The sequence below is a fragment of the Bacillus sp. 41-22 genome (genome assembly GCF_025809295.1).
Lineage (GTDB): Bacteria > Bacillota > Bacilli > Bacillales > Bacillaceae_G > Bacillus_A > Bacillus_A mycoides.
The window spans coordinates 1,899,977-1,919,665 of the sequence record NZ_CP084035.1; the positions used below are offsets into that span (position 1 = coordinate 1,899,977).

Below are 19,689 nucleotides of genomic sequence, written 5' to 3' on the forward strand. Positions count from 1 at the left end.
TTATATATAAGATTAATAGGGAGAGGAATTCGATAGAATGGAAAAGGCTTTTAAAATTAAACGAGTTGCAGTTGTTTCAGTAGCGATTGCAATAGTAGCTATTGGGTATTTCATGTTTCAATCTATTACTTCACCAGCAAAAGCTGTTGCTAAGCAAGAAAATATAGTGCAGCTTGCAAGTGAACAATCGAAAGTTGAAATGAATAAAACGGCGCCAAGTCGTTTTAACGGAATGGAAAGAAAAGTTGCTTATCTTACATTTGATGATGGGCCAGGAAAATATACGGCTGAATTATTAAATATGTTAAAACAGCATGATGCGAAGGCGACATTCTTTTTAATCGGAGCGAATGTAAAAGCGTTTCCTGATTTAGTAAAACGTCAAAATGCAGAGGGTCATTATGTTGGAATGCATAGTATGACACACAATTTTGCGAAGTTATATAAAAATGGCGAATATGTTAATGAAATGAAAGAAGATCAAAGCTTAATCGCAAATATTATTGGAAAATCACCTCAATTAACACGTCCACCATACGGGTCGAAGCCTGGTTTAAATGAAGGCCTTCGAAACAAAGTAGTAGAGGGTGGTCTTAAAGTATGGGACTGGACAATTGATTCTTTAGACTGGAAATACAATAAAGTACCAGTCGATGCAGCGGCAGCACAAATCGCTCAAAATGTATTAGCTGGTGCAACAAATCCTCAAGAAGTCATTTTAATGCATGATATTCATCCGCAATCAGTCGCAGCTGTGCCAGCAATATTAAAGGGTCTAAAAGAAAAGGGTTATGAGTTTGAAGCATATCATGAAGAGAATCACTTCCCCGTGAACCTCTGGCATGATAACCGTATGTAATGGAGGAATTGAAGTTGAAATATGGAAAAGTAGCAGTAGTTGGAGCATTATCAGTAGGATTATTATCAGGTTGTTTCGGTGAAAAGCCAGAAGAAAATTTATTTACGGCTTTTGAAGCAGCATCTACACAGGAAAAATCTTTAGCAGATGACACAAAAAAATTAGAGAAGTTAGAAAAGCAAGGACAAGAACTTTATTCTCAAATTTTACAAGAAGGTAAAGAGCATAATGAAGCAGTTTCAAAGAAAATAGAGCAAGCTACTGCAAATGTAGACGAGCGTGAAAAAGTATTGAAAAACGAGAAGGAACAGTTAGAAAAAGCGCAGAAAGAAACGACATCCGTTCAAAATAATATTGAAAAACTCGAAGATAAGAAATTACAAAAACAAGCAAAAACAGTAGAAGAATCGTATAAAAATCGTTATGATGCCTTCCAAAAGATGAATGAGAATTACACGAAGGCGTTAGCGACTGAAAAAGAACTGTATGAAAAATTAAAAGTAAAAGAAACGAAGTTAAAAGAAATTGGTGAAAAAGTTAAAACTGTTAATGAGTTAAATGTGGAAGCGCAAAAGGCGAAAGAACAATTTAATAAACATACAAAAGAGTATAATGATAATAAGTTAGCATTTTATAAAGATGCACAAATTAAAATTAAAGAACAAAAATAAAGAAAGATCTTAATTATAATAAAAAGCCGGGGAAACATTGTCAAAAATGTTTTTTCGGTTTTTTACTTTAAATGAATAGAAAAGACTGGAATTGATATCATAAAAGAGTTATAGTGAAATATTCGAAGGGAAATATTAGGAAGTAAGGAGATCAATACAGTTGTATAAAACATACGCAAATGCAGATAAATATGTTACATTCTACCTATGAAACAATATAAATCAAAAGAATTCGCTGAAATAATCAATGTGTCTGTAAGAACTTTACAGAGAAGGATAACGAGGGTGTATTGACTGCTTACCGAAACCCTAAAGGAAGAAGATTTTATACAGATAAACAGTATAAAGACTATATGGGGATTCAAGAAGAAAATACCGGAGGATAAAGATTTATGAAAAGAGCATATCTAATAGAAATCCATCCGACAAAAGAACAAATACCTCGAATAAATCAGACTATTGGTGTGTGCAGATATGTTTACAACCTGTATATCTCTAAAAATAAAGAGTTGTATGAAGCCGAAGGAAAGTTTTTAAGTGGGTATGACTTTTCAAAATGGTTGAACAATGTCTATACAAAAGAATGTGACCAGTGGATAAAAGAAGTATCAAGTAAAGCTGTAAAACAAGCGATTATGAACGGGGATAAAGCTTTTAAGCGATTTTTTAAGGGTTTATCTAAATTTCCACGATATAAGAAAAAGAAGAAGCAAGATGTGAAGTGCTATTTTCCTAAAAACAACAAAACAGATTGGACAGTAGAAAGGCATAGAGTAAAAATCCCCACAATTGGTTGGGTAAGGTTAAAAGAATATGGGTATATTCCCAAAAATGCGATTGTAAAAAGTGGAACGATAGGTAAAAGAGCAGGACGATATTTTGTATCCGTGCTTTGCGAATTGGAAGAAACAGAAACGAAGCCAACTTTCAACCAAACAGGTTTAGGTATTGATTTAGGGGTGAAGGATTTCGCTATACGTAGCGACGGTATCGTTCATGAAAACATCAACAAAACAATAAGAGTAAAAAAGATAGAAAAACGGTTAAGACGTGAGCAACGTTTTTTATCGCGTAAATTTGAAAATATAAAAAAGAGAGGTGAAAAATCTGTTACTAACAAAAGAGCGAATATAGATAAAAATATTCTTAGAGTGCAAAAACTACATGCCAGGTTAACAAATATTCGATTAGCGTATGTAAAGTCTATTGTAAATGATGTGGTGAAAACCAAGCCAACATTTATTACAGTAGAAGATTTGAATGTGAAAGGTATGATGAAGAACAAACATCTATCTAAAGCAGTTGCGAAGCAATGCTTTTATACATTTCAAACATGGTTATTGGCGAAATGTGAGGAATATGGAATTGAACTACGTCAAGTAGACAGGTTCTATCCCTCGTCGAAGTTATGCTCATGTTGTGGTCAAAAGAAAGTAGACTTAAAACTATCCGAACGAGTATATGAATGTGACTGTGGAAATGTAATAGGTAGAGATTTGAACGCGTCAATCAACCTTTTACAAGCAAAAAAATATACAATACTAACGTAAATAGATTGTATATATGTACGGTGGGCTACATCGGAATTTATGCCTGTGGAGTGTTACAGCAAACTGTAGTAGCGAGTTAGTGGCGAGACAGGACACGCAGAAGCAGGAATACTCTAAGAATGTACATTTGTCTATATTCTTAGTAGCAGAAGGAATTATGTCATATGAATTTTTATTCAAATTAGGTTTAGCACTCTTTTTAGGATTATTCATCGGAATAGATAGGCAGCTAAAGAATAAACCGCTTGGTGTGAAAACAAGTATGGTTATTTCCGTAGCGAGTTGTTTAATTACAATGGTTTCAATTGAATCAGTGAATGTTTATTCTGTACCGGGTCATACAAACATGGATCCAATGCGTCTCGCCGCTCAAATTGTTAGTGGGATTGGTTTTCTTGGAGCAGGGGTAATTTTACGAAGAAATAATGACGTTATTTCAGGATTAACGACAGCTTCTATGGTATGGGCCGCTTCAGCACTAGGTATTGCGATTGGTGCAGGGTTTTATATACAAGCGACGGTTGCTATGATTTTAATTATATTAGCGATTAACGTACTTCCGCAAATTGTGAAAATTGCAGGCCCTTATTCATTAAGACAAAAGGACTTATCCATAAAAATTACCGTAAACAAACATCGAGAGTTAGACGGGATTTTTAAGCAAATTAAAAATTTAAATATGCAAGTAAAACGAGTGAAAATTAAAGATATTGATAATGGGGCATCTCAGCAATTGGAAATGGTCATTTTAGCTCCAGAAGATTTATATACAACTGAATTATATAGTTCTTTAAAAGAAATCGATCATGTTGTTTCAGTAGAAGTTGAAAGTAGATAAAAAGAGTGATGAAAATTCACTCTTTTTTTAATGCATACAAAACATTTTGCTATAATTATTTTCTAAGGGGGATGAGTATGGTGGAGATACATATTAGAAGGGCAATAAAAGATGATATTTCGGCAATTGCAAAAGTGCATGTGGATAGTTGGAAAACAACGTATAAGGGGATATTCTCTAATGAAATTTTAGACAATATAACGTATGACCAACGAGAAAAGCTATGGGAAAGTATATTTCAAAAAGAAGATGGGCATCAATTTAGGTTTGTAGCAGAAACGTTAAATGGTAAAATAATTGGATTTATCGATGGGGGAGTTGAAAGAACAGGTACATATAATTGTGATGGGGAATTATATGCAATATACATTTTACAAGAGTATCAAGGAATGAAGATAGGACAAAGATTATTTCAAGCTTTACTATTTGATTGTAAAAAAGATAATATGGAATCTCTTTTAGTTTGGGTAGTTTCTAATAATCCTTCTAAAAAGTTTTATGAAAAATATAATCCGGAAAAAATTGACACGAAACTTTTAGAAAGACTAAATGTAGAAGAAATAGCATATGCTTGGCGAGATATGGATTGTTTATACAAATCACTATTAATTTAGAATGCGATAATATTATTATGTAAACTTAATCTACAAGAATGAAAAAATACATCAAATAATTATATTGGTGTATTTTTTTGTTGACGGATTAAATGTTTTGAAAAGGTAAAAAGTTTAGTTAGATAAAAAAATTCTGAAATATATCTTGAAATGATTATCATTATCAATTAAAATCATAGTTGATAATAAAATTCAACTGTCAGAAGTTTCACGAAAAAATGATAGTGTTCGTCTAAAAGAGGAGGAGCAGTATGCAGCATGCGAAACAAATCGCGGAACATGCAACAATACAAAGCTTTTTAAATTGTTATTTAAGAGAAACAGGAAGTGGAGAATGGATTACGGAGGATAAAAGGATAGAAAATATTTTCTGCCATTCATTTCAAAGAGACGCTATCCCCACTTATTTATGCTGTCGGTTATCGGCACAAAACGTTACTTTGTATGGGGAAGTTATATATAAATCGTCAACGGACCGTCATCTATTTGGAGAACAATTTTATTACCAAATTGGCGAAAATAAAAATGTTATTAAAGCAGATTATATTACGGTTATTATGTTTTTAATAAAGGAAATGTCTATTAACTATGGAGAAGGTACGAATCCTGATGAACTTATGCTTCGAGTTATCTGTAGTTGTCAAAATATTGAGAAGTTTATACAAGGAAGGGAGCAGGATACAGCTGAATTATATGGTTTCCATACGACTTTTATAGAGGCGGAGCAATCTTTATTATTTGGACATTTAACTCATCCTACACCAAAGAGTAGACAAGGTATATTGGATTGGAAAAGTTCAATGTATTCTCCTGAATTAAAAGGGGAGTGCCAACTTCACTATTTTAGGGCACATAAAAGTATAGTAAGTGAAAAGTCATTGTTACAAGATTCTACAACGGCGATGATAAAAAAGGAATTAAAGAACGATGAAAAGGTAGGTCAAGAATTTATTGAAGAGTACTGTCAAGAAGATGAATATTCATTAATTCCAATCCATCCGCTACAAGCAGAATGGCTATTACATCAATCTTATGTGCAAAATTGGATGAATCAAGGTGTACTTGAATATATCGGTCCAGTAGGTAAGTGTTATATGGCGACATCATCACTTAGAACGCTATATCATCCTCATTCGAAGTATATGTTCAAGTTTTCATTCCCTGTAAAGGTCACGAATTCAATGCGTATTAATAAATTGAAGGAACTTGAGAGTGGACTTGAAGGTAAGGAAATATTGAATACTAAAATTGGAGAGGTGCTAGAAAAGTTTCCAGGATTTGATTTTATATGTGATCCGGCCTTTATTACTTTAAAATACGGGGCACAAGAGTCTGGATTTGAAGTGATTATTCGAGAAAACACATTTTATAGTGAAAATGAAAATGATGCAACGCTTATCGCTGGATTAGTACAAGATGCAATTCCGGGTGAAAGAACTCGTTTAGCAAATATTATCCATCGCTTAGCGGATTTAGAAGGTAGAAGCTGTGAAGAAGTAAGTTTAGAGTGGTTTAGACGATATATGAATATCTCTTTAAAGCCGATGGTATGGATGTATTTACGTTATGGCGTTGCATTAGAAGCGCATCAACAAAATAGTGTTGTTCAATTGAAAGATGGTTATCCAGTTAAGTTTTACTTCCGTGATAATCAAGGTTTTTATTTCTGCAATTCAATGAAGTCAGTGCTAGATAATGAACTAGCGGGTATTGGCGAACGTACTGGGAATTTATATGACGATTACATTGTAGATGAAAGATTTCGTTACTATTTAATTTTTAATCATATGTTTGGACTAATTAACGGTTTTGGTACAGCAGGATTAATAAAGGAGGAAATTCTTCTTTCGGAATTAAGGTCTGTACTTGAAGCGTTCCTTCCATATAACCGCGAACCTTCTACATTTTTAAGTGAATTGTTGGAAGAAAATAAATTGGCATGTAAAGCAAATTTGCTAACGAGATTTTTCGATGTTGATGAACTGACAAATCCTTTAGAGCAAGCAATTTATGTACAAGTAGATAATCCACTCGTTAGAGAAGTGGCTGTTCGTTCATAAGTAGTGCTAAAATTTCACGTAATACAAATAATGGAATTTGATATTCCGTATTATAGCGGAGGGATTTATGAAAGAAGAAGTTTATCACATGAAAATATTGAAGGCACTCCAATCAAAAGAGTACATTTCAGTAAGAAGAAGAGTATTCCGGCAATTAGTAGAATCGTTAATTTATGAAGAAATCATTACGCCGATTCGTATACAAAAGGGAGAGCAAATACTTTTTATTATACAAGGTCTTGATGAAAAGGATCAAAATGTAATGTACCAATGCTATGGGCAAGAACGTATGACATTTGGGCGTATTTGTTTACATGACTCATTAATAATGAGAGTTCAAGATGAGGAAGAAGAAATACAGTCAGTTTCACAATTTTTACAGGAGATTTTTCGGATTGTTCAAGTGGATCGAACGAAATTGGATTCTTTTATTCAAGAATTAGAACAAACAATCTTCAAAGATACGATTGCACAATATGAGAGAAGTTGTGAAGAAGACTATCTTGCGAAATCTTATGATGAGCTTGAAAGTCATTTAATAGATGGACACCCGTATCATCCTAGTTATAAAGCACGCATCGGGTTTCAATATCGTGATAATTTTCAATATGGATTTGAATTTATGCAATCAATGAAAATTATATGGATTGCAGTTCATGAGAAATATACGACTGTAGGATATGAAAGTGAAGAGAGTTATAACTGTACCTTTAAAGAAGAAATTGGTGAAAAGAAAATCGAAGAGTATATGGATCGTATTCGAACAATGGACTGTGATTCGAAGAAGTACATGTTTATACCTGTTCATCCTTGGCAGTGGGAGAACTTTATTATTCCGAATTATACTGACCATATACAGGATAAATATATTATTTATTTAGGGAAATCAGAAGATGATTATTGCGCGCAGCAGTCGATGCGGACATTAAGAAATGTTACGAATCGAGAGAAACCATATGTAAAGTTATCAATGAATTTACTCAATACTTCAACTATCCGTACATTAAAACCACATTCGGTTGTGAGTGCACCTGCTATATCGAATTGGTTAAAAGATATAGTAAATCATGACCCTTATTTAAGGGATGAATCGCGTTTAATTTTGTTAAATGAATTTTCGAGTGTTACGTACGATGCGAATAAAAAAGCTACGTATGGCTCATTAGGATGTATTTGGCGCGAAAGCGTTCACAAATATTTAGATAAGAAAGAAGAGGCAATCCCATTTAACGGTTTATATGCCAAGGGAAAAAATGGGACACCAACTATTGATTTGTGGTTAAAGAGATATGGAGTAGAAAGCTGGTTACAATTGCTTATTCAAAAAGCAATTATCCCAGTTGTACACCTCGTTGTAGAGCATGGAGTCGCATTAGAATCACATGGGCAAAACATGATTTTAGTTCATGAAGAGGGAATACCAGTCCGTATTGCACTAAAAGATTTTCATGAAGGACTGGAGTTTTATCGTCCATTTTTGAAAGAACTCGAAAAATGTCCTGACTTTACTAAAATGCATAAAACATATGCGAATGGTCAAATGAATGATTTCTTTGAAATGGACCGTATTGAATGTTTACAAGAAATGGTTTTAGATGCGCTTTTCCTATTCAATCTAGGTGAACTAGCTTTCGTGCTGGCAGATGAGTATCAGTTGAAAGAGGAACAATTTTGGATCATTCTTGTTGAAGAAATAGAAGATCATTTTGAAAGATTTTCGCATTTGAAAGAACGTTTTGAAGCATTACAATTATATGCACCTACATTTCATGCAGAGCAATTAACGAAGCGTCGTTTATATATGGATGTGGAATCGCTTGTTCATGAAGTTCCAAATCCATTGTATAGAGCAAAGCAACTTACAATACAAAAATCAGTTGTTACAGGGGGAAATCATGCTAATCGTTAATAAACAAGAATTTAGCAAATATGATTTTGAATTGAGATTACAAGGTTACGAGAGAGTGGAACAATTTCAAGAAGCAGAAGGAAATAGATTTGCACTTTGTCTGAAAGATCCATTCGATATTATTACGCTTGTGTTTTTCCTAAAAGAAAAAAGAGCATCTGTACTACTTATTCATGAAGATACGCCAAAGGATACAGCAATTGAAATGGCAAAGCGCGCAAAGTGTACTGCACTTTTATACGGAGAAAGTAACGACTTTACAAAATTAGAAGTTCCAAATCTATTACAAGAAGAATCGTCTTTATTGCAGTATAGTTCAGGTACAACAGGAGAGCCAAAACTGATTCGTAGAGCATGGACGGAAATTGAAACAGAAATTGCTGCTTACAATGAAGCTTTAAAATGTGAAGAAGACGAAGTGCCAATTGTAATGGCTCCAGTTTCACATTCATACGGATTAATTTGTGGCACGTTATCAGCAATTACGAGAGGTAGTAAGCCTATAATCATTACAAATAAAAACCCTAAATTCGCGTTAAATATAGTTCGTAATACCGAAAAACATATCATATACGCAGTACCACTTATGTTACATATTATGGGGAGTTTTCCACAAGGGACTTTTCAGTTTCATAAAATTATGACATCAGGATCACCTTTGCCAGAAACGCTATTTTATAAGTTAAAGGGCATGACGAAATACATGATGCAGCAGTACGGCTGTTCTGAAGCTGGTTGCATTAGTATATGTCATGCTATGGAAACACATTTGGATTTAGGAAAACCACTTCCTCATGTAAGTATTAACATAGGTTCAAATGAAGATGAACCTGAAGAAATCGTAGTGAAAATTGCTGAAAAGGAGATTTATACAAAAGATTTAGGTTATAGATCTGAGCAAGGCATTCATTTCATGGGGCGAATAGATGATGTTATTAATGTGTCCGGTCTAAAGGTATTTCCTATAGAAGTGGAAGAAACGATGCTTCGATTAGAAGGTATTCAGGAGGCGATTGTATACCGGGGCAAGCATCCTGTGATGGGAGAAATAGTAAAAGCGAAAGTAGTCTCTCGTATTGAACCAGTACAAATACGAGAATGGTGCATACAGCATTTACCGTCTTATAAAGTGCCACATGAAATTGAAAATGTAGCAGAGATTCCGAAAAATAAAACAGGGAAAGTAAGTCGGAAGTTATTAGAGATGGGAGAGATAACAACATGAGTCGTGAAATGTTAAAAGAAGCAGTTTTAAGTATTATGAGAGAAAAAATGGAACTGAAAAATGTAACGCATTTAGAAGAAACGATGCGTTTAAATCAAGATTTATATATAGATTCGGTAATGATGTTACAGCTTATAGTATACATAGAAATGGATTTAAAGCTATGCGTTCCAGAGGATGAGATAGACCCAAAGGCGTTTCTTACTGTAGGATCTTTGCTTGACTTTATGGAAGAGTTACAGCCGTTACACGAAATAAATGTGAATAACTAACCTTTTAGGAAAGTGGATGAGAGTATGACTTCAATTAAAGTTCACTGTTTAGTGAGTTGTTTTTGTGAAATTATAAAAAGGCGTAGCGATATAGATTTCCGTCCATTTTATTTCGGATTATGGGATGGAGATTTTGATATAACAGAAGGCGGGATTATTTCTTATCATTCCGAAAACATTAATCATGATAACTACTTACTTTGGTATGAAAAATTGTATGGCATTAAAGTGAACGAATGGTACGATCATTCAAAAGATAAAAGTAGCAATGTAGAAACATTTTTAGAATTAGTAGAAAATAAGCCAGAAAATCGTTACGTAATTGTAATGGTTGATATGTCTTTATTGCCTGAGAGAGAAAATAAGTTTCATCAAAAACCGTTTCCGCATTACTTAATGATATCGAAGACAGAGAAAGAAGATGAATGGTTCATGCTTGATCCTGATTTTCGCTGGGAAGGGAATATGGAAAGAGAAAAAGTGCTCCATTCTGTTAAAGACAACCCATTTGGTGGAGGCTATTTCATTGATATAGAAGGAATTCAGGAGCCAACACAAGAGATGGTAGAAAGTTATTTCATGGAAACATTCAAAAAAGATGATAATGAACTAACAATGGAATTAAAAAAATTAATAATAAAAATGGTAAATGAAGAGGATGGGTATTCACTTTCCGGGCTCGTAACGGCAGTAAAGCAAATACCCGTATTGGCAATACGTAAATATAGCTATGAACATGCCTTTGCATACTTCCGTGAAACTTTACAATATTCGGAGCAAGAATTTGATTATTGGTGTGATCGAGTGGAAGACATTGTACAAGGATTTACAAATGTACAGTACCGTGCTATTAAAATGGCAATGACAAATAATAAAGATATGTTATTACCAATTGTTGAGAAACTTGATGAAATGAATACAATTGAACTGCAAATTAAGGATGAACTAGAGAAACAGTTTCTGTTATGGAAAGAAATGATAACAAATCAGTCTTTCTTAACTAATACAAGTTCATTGAATTTAAGATAAGGGAGTTCAAACCAATGAAATATTCGCTATGTACAATTTCATTTCGCCATCAACTAATTTCATTTACTGATATTGTTCAATTTGCATACGAAAACGGTTTTGAAGGAATTGAGTTGTGGGGGACCCATGCACAAAATTTATATATGCAAGAGCGTGAAACGACAGAACGAGAAATAGATTATTTAAAGGATAAAAATTTAGAAGTTACGATGATAAGTGATTACTTGGACATATCATTATTAGCGGATTTTCAAAAAACGATGGAAAAATGTGAACAGCTGGTAACACTAGCTAATTGGTTTAATACAAATAAAATTCGTACGTTTGCCGGGCAAAAAGGTAGTGAGGATTTCTCGGAACAAGAGAGAAAAGAGTATGTGGAGCGAATTCGCATGATTTGTGATCTATTTGCTCCGCATAATATGTATATACTATTAGAAACACATCCAAATACGTTAACGGATACTTTGCCGTCTACTTTGAAATTGTTAGAAGAAGTAAATCATCCATATTTAAAAATAAACCTTGATTTTCTTCATATATGGGAGTCTGGTGCAGACCCTGTAGATAGTTTTCATCGATTAAAGCCGTGGATACAACATTACCATTTTAAGAATATATCATCAGCGGAGTATTTACACGTGTTTGAACCAAATAATGTATATGCCGCTGCTGGAAGTCGTATAGGAATGGTTCCATTATTTGAAGGTATTGTAAACTATGATGAAATCATCCGGGAAGTGAGAGATACTGATCATTTTGCTTCGCTTGAATGGTTTGGGCATAATGCGAAAGATATATTGAAAGAAGAAATGAAAGCATTAACGAATAGAAAATTAGAAGTAGTAAGTTCATAAGGTGAAATGATGAAAGAGTCTCGTTTAGGAGACTCTTTTTTTATTTTATCAATAACCAAAAATTACCATGTATTTAATTTCGGATTTGATACAGTTTAATATATATAAGGAGGTGATCGGTAATGGCTAGAAATCGTAACGCTAATCAATTAGCATCACATGGAGCACAAGCAGCTCTAGATCAAATGAAATATGAAATTGCACAAGAGTTTGGTGTACAGCTTGGAGCTGATACTTCTTCACGTGCAAACGGTTCTGTAGGCGGTGAAATTACAAAACGCCTTGTAGCAATGGCAGAACAACAGCTTGGTGGCGGATATACTCGCTAAATGTAGAAGGTTATAGGAGAAAGGAAGGATTCTTCCTTTCTTTTTTATTTTCAATTAATTGGTATGGATATATTGTGAACAGGATTCAAAGAATAGGAGTAATGCTATATTTTATCCAATTTCTTTTGTTGTAAATGGAAAGTAGTAAAGATGAAATAGCCCTGGTGGAATGTAAACATAATTTCCAGCAGGGCTATTATATGGTAAGAAATATATGATGAAAGGTTCCGAAATCAACATGTTAAAAAAAGAAAACTGTTGTTTAATTGCACTTGCATCAGTTCCACTTGTTATGACGCTAGGTAATTCAATGCTTATTCCAATCCTGCCAACCATTGAAAAGAAATTACATATTTCATCTTTCCAAGTATCCATGATAATTACAATTTATTCTATCATTGCAATTATACTTATACCGATTGCTGGTTATTTATCAGATAGATGGGGACGAAAGATGGTAATGGTTCCAAGTTTATTAATTGCAGCTATTGGAGGAGCGATAACGGGATGGGTATCATGGAAAGTTGATAACCCTTATGTTTGGATTCTTATCGGAAGAGCAATTCAAGGGATAGGTGCTGCTGGTGCTATGCCAGTTGTCATACCATGTGTCGGTGATTTATACAAAGATGAAAAACAGGTTAGTGCAGGTTTAGGAATCATTGAGACGTCAAATACATTTGGAAAAGTATTGAGTCCCATATTAGGATCAGCTCTTGCAGCTATTGTATGGTTCTTACCATTTTGGGCGATTCCAGTTTTATGTGTAATATCGATTGTTTTACTACTGGTACTAGTAAAGGCGAAGAAACAAGAAGAAGAAGTCCTACCACTTAAAGAATTTATTCAATCTATTATCTCTACGTTTCGAGAAAAGGGAAGATGGTTAATTGCCATTTTTATACTAGGTGCAATTATTATGCTTATTTTATTCGGAATACTTTTTTATCTGTCAACTATACTGGAGTCGAAGTACGATATTCATGGTATATGGAAAGGGTGTGTACTCGCTATTCCTTTACTTGTACTATCACTTAGCTCATATATGGCTGGTAAAAAAATTGGAGATAAACAAGATATTATGAAAAAGTGTATCTATATTGGATTTTTACTGGCTGCTGCATCTGTCTTCTTACCTTTATTTCTAAAAGGAATCTATTTGCTACTTCTTTGTCTCGTTATTATGGGGGGAGGAATTGGTATGGCGTTACCATGTCTAGATGCTCTTATTACACAAGGGATTGAAAAAGAGCAGAGGGGGACAGTTACGTCATTTTATAGTTCAATGCGATTTATCGGTGTAGCAGCTGGACCACCCCTGTATTCTTTTTTTATGAAAGGGGCAGACCATGAAGTGTTTTATTTAACAAGCATCTTCGCTGCTATTGGTGCTGTCATAGCGATAATTTGGATTAAGCCGGCAAAAGATGAAATGGAAATAAAGCAGAAGCCTGAACCGACTGCATAATTTGAAAGAGGATTGCATGATGTGTAATTAGCATGCAATCTTCTTAATTTAGTTAGGGAAAATAACTTGTTTTAACATATAAAGTGCGACTCCCCATATGATTAGCCCTGAAAATTTATTTAATATTGTGATCGTTTTCCCTGTTGAGTCTAATCCTTTTAGAAATTTCCCGGCAAAAGCTAAACTAATAAACCAAATCCAAGAAACTATAATTGTTGCAAAAGTGAAAGCCCATTTCTCACTTCCTATGTACTGTATAGAGTTTGTTCCGATTACACCTATTGTATCTAAAATTGCGTGTGGATTTAGTAATGAAACCGATGCGGCGAAAATAATTTGATTTTTTAAAGGCATTCTTTTTTCTTGATTTACATCATTTGAAGGATTACTTTTCCAAATAACCCACCCCATATACATAAGAAAGAAAAATCCAATCATATACAGAGTAGTTGTTAACCAAGAAAAAGTAAGGAGTACAAGGGAAACACCTTGTACAGCAATTAATATTAATAATGTATCACATATAGATGCAGTCAAGACTACAGGAGAAGCTCGCCAAATATTTGGTTGACTAGCGCCTTGGTTAAAGACGAAAACATTTTGGACACCTAATGGAATGATAAGACCAAATGCAAGGATGATACCGTGAATAATTGCTTCACTCATCAGATTACCTCCTACTTAATTTGATTAATTATGATAGTCTATATTGTATAGAAGAAATGAAAATTTGTACCCATCCATATGGTTGGATAGGTTACCAACCATAAAATATGTGAGGTGATATAATGGAAAGGCTCGTTTGGAAACCTAATATGTCTTCATCTATTCCTTTGTATAAACAAATAGAATCTTATATAAAAGAGAGAATTGTTAATGGGGAATGGACAATTGGAACTAAATTACCTTCACAAAGAGCTTTGGCGCATGCGTTTGAAGTGAACCGAAGTACAATTGTAATGGCTTTCGATGAGTTAATAGCAAAAGGGTATATTGAGGGGAATGGACGGAAGGGAACAATTGTTATAAAAAATAGTGAGAATACTTCAACATATGCCCCGCCTCCAAACTGGCAGTCTTACGTAGAAACAGGACTTCATTATCCGAATCTTCCTGCTGTACAAGAGATTAATCAAGCTGAATTTACTCCCAATGTAATTCGATTAGGAACAGGTGAACTTTCACCGAGTCTCTTGCCTGAGAAAAAGATGAAGGGTATTATTAATAAAATTTTACAATCAAATGTTCCACTTGGGTATGAGGAACCGAAAGGGAATCTCCATTTAAGAGAAAAAATTGCGGAATATTTAAAAGGGCATGGGGTATATGTATCTCCTGACTCTATTTTAATTGTTTCAGGGGCAATTCAAGCATTGCAGCTTATTTCTATGGGGCTTCTTCCGAAAGGAGCGTCAATTTTATTAGAAAAACCATCATATTTATATTCGCTTAATGTATTTCAATCAGCAGGAATGCGCTTGATTGGAATACCAATGAATGAGAATGGTATAAATACTTCATACATTACAAGATATAAGAAACAATTTAACGCATCTATTTTATATACAATCCCATCTTTTCATAATCCGACCAATTTTAGTATGAACGCTAAGAAGAGGGAAGAAGTGATGGAGATATGTAATGAAATTGGATTACCTATTATTGAGGACGCGGTATATCAAGATTTAGGGTTCGATGCACCAGTTTCAAAACCTTTAAAGGCATATGATAAAAATGGGATCGTGCTACATATTGGAAGTATGTCCAAAGTCATTAGTCCTGGTTTAAGAATTGGGTGGGTTGTTGGATCAGAATCCGTTATTCAAAGATTAGCAGATATAAAAATGCAAACTGATTATGGTTCAAGTTCTATATCCCAGCAGATTGCAGCGGAGTGGTTCGAAAATGGATTGTATGATGAACATTTACAGTTTGTAAGAAGTGAATTGAAAAAACGTAGAGATTTTATGATAAGTATGTTAGAAAAGTATTGTAGTGGCATTGCAACTTGGCATGAGCCAGTAGGAAGCTTTTACATTTGGCTACATATAAATCTACCAATCTCGAATCGTAGTTTATTTGACAAAGCTTTACAAGAAAAGATTTTATTAAACCCAGGCACTTTGTATGATAGAAGTGCTAACCAATTTTTACGTCTTTCTTATTCCTATGCAACTGTAGAAGAAATTGAAGTTGGAATAAAAAAGATCGCGCAATTAATTAAAGGGTAAAAGGAGAAAAACATGAAACAATATGTGATTTGCCAAATGATTGATGGAGATAAGTATTTAGCTGCTTATGCGGAAACAAAACAGGATGCAATTGAAAAAGCAGAACTGTTAGGATTAAGAACCGGAAACCGTTACATAGTAATTACCGCGGAAGAAGCTGAAGGGTTAACTTATCCTTAAGTAATGTGTGTGGTACGTAGGAGATAAATAAGCCTAGTAATATATGAAATTACTAGGCTTATTTACTATTAAAGCGTCAAGTCTTCTCGTATGAAAATAAAAGTATTATGAGTCAAGTTGACGGAAAAATCGATTGGTTTTGCGATCTTGATTTCCATTTCTATATTCATCAACATATTGTCTGAAGTTCCAAGATTGTAAAAATTTATTTGCGGAGTTATAACCAGAATTGTACAGCCATTCTTTTTCTTCTTTCGTTAACTCAAAATTTGTACTTGTAATCGTCCCTGTTGGAATTGTAATAGTTCTAGCCTTTGATTCTTTATCTAAATGCCGTAAATCATGAGCTTGCATCATCGTTTTAAATAATCCTTTGAACATGGAAATAGGTTCGTCATAGTGGGCGGGATCAGCTTGAATCTCATCTTTTACAAAATGAAATCCAAAGGTAGGCCAGCGAGGAGAAGTCGGTGAATCGAAAATCCAAATTGGGTAATTACTTAAAATACCGCCGTCAACCATATAACAAGGCTGCTTCCATTTTGGTGTTCTCCATTTTACTGGCTCAAAGAAGAAAGGGATTGTACTACTCATTCTTACTGCTTTAGCGATAGAGAAGCGATAATTTAAAAATCCGTAGTTTGGTAAGTCATCGGGAAAAATAACCATTTTACCATTGCTTATATCTGAAGCAATAATTTTGAGTTTATTCAAATCGGGTAAGTCTGTAAACAAATGAATTCCTTTTTTTCTAAGCAGGTCTTCTAGCCATTCTTCGAGAAATACATTTGAATAAATACCTAGAGTAGACCAAGCGCTTAATCCTTTACGAATAAAGGGGATTCTATCAAGAAAAGTTTTTTTAGTGAATTTTTCATAATCAATGTCTGTTACAATCGTTTTTAATTCGGAACAAGAATATCCTGCTGCTAGAAGAGCCGCAATAATAGCGCCGGCTGATGTTCCAGCTACGCGCTCCCATTCATATCCTTTTTCGGCTAACGCGCAAATTGCCCCCACATGCGCAATTCCGCGTACACCGCCTCCTTCAAAAACACCATCAATTTTCATTGAACATACTTCCTTTCTAAAAAATGAAAATGGAAAAAAAGCACGTATTGTACGTGCTTTTTTACAATAGTTTTTAAGTTTACTAGCAGCCTACAAAGCCGCCCCAACAGCTAGCGCCGATGATGATTAGAAGGATAAATAAAACGATTAATAAAGCGAAACCTCCATAACCACATCCACCACAACTACCGCCGTAACCGTTACCACCGCCGTAGCCGCCGCAACTATATCCGTAACCCATGTGGAATTCCTCCTTAAATTAAAAATAAAAATGAACGAGGGGAAAATGTACTGGAAGAAATAAAGAACTATCGTGTTTGTAGGAACAATGTATACTATGCTTTTTTAAACTTGTTCGCGTACGAGGGATAAGCCCGTTTTTTGGAGGGCTTGTTGATTTTACAATGAATGGAGTATAATCTTTGTGCTATGATACAAATAAGTATGTAAATGTAAGGAGAATTTATGGAAAAGAAAATTGAAATATTAATTGATAAATATGAACTAACACATTTGAAACAGGAACTTATTAATACTGTATTTCCTTGTGTAAAAGTTGTGCCAAAACAACAGGAAATAATTACGATAGGCAGTTCGAAAATGGGCGGAGTTCCTGATTTGCCAAATACATTTGAATATCCAACATACAAAGAGAATCCGTTACGTTTTATCGCACAATTTAATTTAAGTGATTTACAAAACGTTGGTATGGATCACAATCTTCCTAAGACAGGGATGTTATATTTCTTTAGTATTGAAAATTACTTTGAAGAAGATGTGGATCCAACCGAAGCTGGACGTGTACTTTATTATAATATCCCTGTAGAGCAATTACGTAGAGCAGATGAAATACAAGCGAAATATAACCAGTGTGCAATTAATTTTGAACTGACATATAAATTGCCAGAGCTTTTCATTGAAGATGAGGCGGATTCAGATCGTTTCTTGCAATTACTTGAAGAGCTAATCCCAGACAACTATGATAATCATCAAATGTTTGGAGAACCATTCTCTGTACAAGATGAGGTATTGTACGAGACTGGACAATATATGGGGATAGATCCACAGCATATGACGCTCTTATTCCAAATTGATTCAGATACTAAAAATTGTAATATGATGTGGGGAGATTTAGGGATGCTTTATTTCTGTATTGGAAATGAAGACTTGAAAAATCGCCATTTTGAAAATACATGCTGTGTGTTGCAAACTTGCTAAAAAAAGGGTTGTTCTTTTTCTAAAAGAACAACCCTTTTAAAAATGTTAAATATGCATAATCTCATATGACCTATTTTAAAAAATATTGTATACTCTGAAACTATACGATACTTTTTTGTATAGTTATAGAATGTAAGGAGTGACAAGATGAGAAAGACAAGTAAGTATGTGACAGCTGCCGCACTTTGTTCAACTATAGTAATGGGAGGCTTACAGGCGTCAGCTGTATCTTATGCGGCTACGAATCCGACTACAGTGACAACACAATCAGATGCAAAGTTGTTAAATGATTTCAGAAAAGAATTAAAAAAACAGATTGATAATAGAGAAGAAAATATTACAATCACATATAAAACAAAAGATAGAAATGCTAGAAATATTATGGACCAATTGTATGGCGAGTTTAATAAAATTGTAGATGCTGATGAGTATGTAAAATATAATGTAGCGTCTACTAAATATTCTATAAAAGGGATGCCAGGGAATTATACATTTACATTACAAGTGAAGTATCGTGAATCAAAAGAGCAAACACAGTATGTAAAGTCTCAGGCGAAAGCAATTGTAAATTCTATCATTAAACAAGGCATGGATGAACATGAAAAAGTGAAAGCTATTCATGATTATGTTGTGAAAGAAGTATCATATGATACTTCTTATCAAGCATATACAGCGTATGAAGCGTTAGCGAATCGTTCTGCCGTTTGCCAAGGATATACATTGTTAACATATCAATTACTAAAAGAAGCAGGTATTCAAAATCATATTGTAACAGGTACAGGGAATGGACAAGCTCACGCATGGAATTTAGTGAACATTGATAACAAGTGGTACCACCTTGATACTACATTCGATGATCCAGTTCCTGATAAAGCTGGGCGCGTAACATATTCATATTTTAATATGTCTGATGAACAATTAAGCAAAGACCATGAATGGGATCGTAGTGAATATCCAGCGGCAACTACAAGCTACTTCAACGAATTAACAAGCAAAATAAAAGCCGGTAGTTCAAAAACTGCTGTATATGAACAAATGTTAAAAGAAACAAATTTAAAGTATCTATCTGCACAATGCGGAGCGGAAAATTACAATGAGTTTAAGAAAAAATTACAGCAACAATTTGCTTCCAAGCCAGAAAAAGTAGAAGTACGATATAAGCAGTCAATGGATGGAACGATGCAAGATATAAAGAAAGTACTAGATGAAATAGCTTGGCCAAAAGGTGCAAAGCGTGTATCTTATCAAGTTGCGCCATATAGTGCAATGGCAGGTTATTCATTAGCGACAATTACATTTACGTATTAA

20 protein-coding genes and 1 pseudogene are annotated in these 19,689 nt (G+C 34.2%); 18 read left to right on the top strand and 3 right to left on the bottom strand.

Annotation, left to right across the window (positions count from 1 at the left end):
• Nucleotides 1–37: 37 nt before the first annotated feature.
• From LCF45_RS09735 to LCF45_RS09800, 14 genes and pseudogenes are all read left to right on the top strand, one after another.
• On the top strand, nucleotides 38–859 hold the full coding sequence (locus LCF45_RS09735; RefSeq protein ID WP_002126936.1) for a peptidoglycan-N-acetylglucosamine deacetylase: 822 nt from the start codon (nucleotides 38–40) through the stop codon (nucleotides 857–859).
• A 14-nt stretch (nucleotides 860–873) separates the two neighbouring features.
• The gene (locus tag LCF45_RS09740) at nucleotides 874–1,530 is read left to right on the top strand and encodes a YkyA family protein (RefSeq protein ID WP_002086134.1); all 657 of its coding nucleotides are present in this window, start codon (nucleotides 874–876) and stop codon (nucleotides 1,528–1,530) included.
• Between the two features lie 207 nt (nucleotides 1,531–1,737).
• Nucleotides 1,738–1,890 (top strand): annotated as a pseudogene (locus LCF45_RS09745) (MerR family transcriptional regulator); the annotation flags it as partial.
• Between the two features lie 32 nt (nucleotides 1,891–1,922).
• A complete protein-coding gene (locus tag LCF45_RS09750) occupies nucleotides 1,923–3,080 on the top strand; it encodes an RNA-guided endonuclease InsQ/TnpB family protein (RefSeq protein ID WP_002126938.1) in 1,158 nt (385 codons plus the stop codon).
• 157 nt (nucleotides 3,081–3,237) lie between these two features.
• On the top strand, nucleotides 3,238–3,918 hold the full coding sequence (locus tag LCF45_RS09755; protein ID WP_002012374.1) for an MgtC/SapB family protein: 681 nt from the start codon (nucleotides 3,238–3,240) through the stop codon (nucleotides 3,916–3,918).
• A 77-nt stretch (nucleotides 3,919–3,995) separates the two neighbouring features.
• Nucleotides 3,996–4,532: a GNAT family N-acetyltransferase gene (locus LCF45_RS09760; protein WP_002012376.1), complete on the top strand. Its 537-nt coding sequence runs from the start codon at nucleotides 3,996–3,998 to the stop codon at nucleotides 4,530–4,532.
• 251 nt (nucleotides 4,533–4,783) lie between these two features.
• A complete protein-coding gene (locus LCF45_RS09765; protein WP_002012377.1) occupies nucleotides 4,784–6,592 on the top strand; it encodes an IucA/IucC family protein in 1,809 nt (602 codons plus the stop codon).
• A gap of 67 nt (nucleotides 6,593–6,659) precedes the next feature.
• On the top strand, nucleotides 6,660–8,501 hold the full coding sequence (locus LCF45_RS09770; RefSeq protein ID WP_002012378.1) for an IucA/IucC family protein: 1,842 nt from the start codon (nucleotides 6,660–6,662) through the stop codon (nucleotides 8,499–8,501).
• Complete coding sequence (locus tag LCF45_RS09775; protein WP_002126944.1) at nucleotides 8,488–9,726, top strand: AMP-binding protein; 1,239 nt, start codon at nucleotides 8,488–8,490, stop codon at nucleotides 9,724–9,726. The genes LCF45_RS09770 and LCF45_RS09775 overlap by 14 nt, the downstream gene beginning before the upstream one ends.
• Nucleotides 9,723–9,998 carry a petrobactin biosynthesis protein AsbD gene (gene asbD, locus LCF45_RS09780; RefSeq protein ID WP_002064932.1) on the top strand — a complete coding sequence of 92 codons (276 nt, stop codon included), beginning with the start codon at nucleotides 9,723–9,725 and terminating at the stop codon, nucleotides 9,996–9,998. The genes LCF45_RS09775 and asbD overlap by 4 nt, the downstream gene beginning before the upstream one ends.
• Nucleotides 9,999–10,022: 24 nt before the next feature.
• Entirely contained in the window at nucleotides 10,023–11,027 is a 1,005-nt protein-coding gene (locus LCF45_RS09785; RefSeq protein ID WP_002126945.1) for a DUF6005 family protein, read from the top strand.
• Nucleotides 11,028–11,041: 14 nt separating this feature from the next.
• The gene (locus tag LCF45_RS09790) at nucleotides 11,042–11,884 is read left to right on the top strand and encodes a sugar phosphate isomerase/epimerase family protein (RefSeq protein ID WP_002126948.1); all 843 of its coding nucleotides are present in this window, start codon (nucleotides 11,042–11,044) and stop codon (nucleotides 11,882–11,884) included.
• Nucleotides 11,885–12,006: 122 nt separating this feature from the next.
• Nucleotides 12,007–12,213 (top strand): alpha/beta-type small acid-soluble spore protein, encoded by a 207-nt coding sequence (locus LCF45_RS09795; RefSeq protein ID WP_000113539.1) that lies wholly within the window; start codon nucleotides 12,007–12,009, stop codon nucleotides 12,211–12,213.
• 217 nt (nucleotides 12,214–12,430) lie between these two features.
• Entirely contained in the window at nucleotides 12,431–13,681 is a 1,251-nt protein-coding gene (locus LCF45_RS09800; protein ID WP_080684102.1) for an MFS transporter, read from the top strand.
• Nucleotides 13,682–13,729: 48 nt separating this feature from the next.
• Here the strand turns inward: LCF45_RS09800 and LCF45_RS09805 are convergent, their stop codons facing one another.
• Nucleotides 13,730–14,347, bottom strand: coding sequence for a LysE/ArgO family amino acid transporter (locus LCF45_RS09805; RefSeq protein ID WP_087962724.1), 618 nt, complete (start codon nucleotides 14,345–14,347; stop codon nucleotides 13,730–13,732).
• Between the two features lie 122 nt (nucleotides 14,348–14,469).
• Between LCF45_RS09805 and LCF45_RS09810 the strand changes: the two genes are divergently transcribed.
• Nucleotides 14,470–15,912 (top strand): aminotransferase-like domain-containing protein, encoded by a 1,443-nt coding sequence (locus LCF45_RS09810; RefSeq protein ID WP_263894774.1) that lies wholly within the window; start codon nucleotides 14,470–14,472, stop codon nucleotides 15,910–15,912.
• Nucleotides 15,913–15,924: 12 nt separating this feature from the next.
• On the top strand, nucleotides 15,925–16,092 hold the full coding sequence (locus LCF45_RS09815; protein ID WP_000816387.1) for a DUF3933 family protein: 168 nt from the start codon (nucleotides 15,925–15,927) through the stop codon (nucleotides 16,090–16,092).
• Nucleotides 16,093–16,197: 105 nt separating this feature from the next.
• Here the strand turns inward: LCF45_RS09815 and LCF45_RS09820 are convergent, their stop codons facing one another.
• Complete coding sequence (locus LCF45_RS09820) at nucleotides 16,198–17,163, bottom strand: patatin-like phospholipase family protein (protein WP_263894775.1); 966 nt, start codon at nucleotides 17,161–17,163, stop codon at nucleotides 16,198–16,200.
• Nucleotides 17,164–17,245: 82 nt separating this feature from the next.
• Nucleotides 17,246–17,404, bottom strand: a complete 159-nt coding sequence (locus LCF45_RS09825; RefSeq protein WP_263894776.1) for a YjcZ family sporulation protein — start codon at nucleotides 17,402–17,404, stop codon at nucleotides 17,246–17,248.
• Between the two features lie 224 nt (nucleotides 17,405–17,628).
• Between LCF45_RS09825 and LCF45_RS09830 the strand changes: the two genes are divergently transcribed.
• Complete coding sequence (locus tag LCF45_RS09830) at nucleotides 17,629–18,381, top strand: YwqG family protein (protein ID WP_002126958.1); 753 nt, start codon at nucleotides 17,629–17,631, stop codon at nucleotides 18,379–18,381.
• 147 nt (nucleotides 18,382–18,528) lie between these two features.
• Nucleotides 18,529–19,689 (top strand): transglutaminase domain-containing protein, encoded by a 1,161-nt coding sequence (locus LCF45_RS09835; protein ID WP_263894777.1) that lies wholly within the window; start codon nucleotides 18,529–18,531, stop codon nucleotides 19,687–19,689.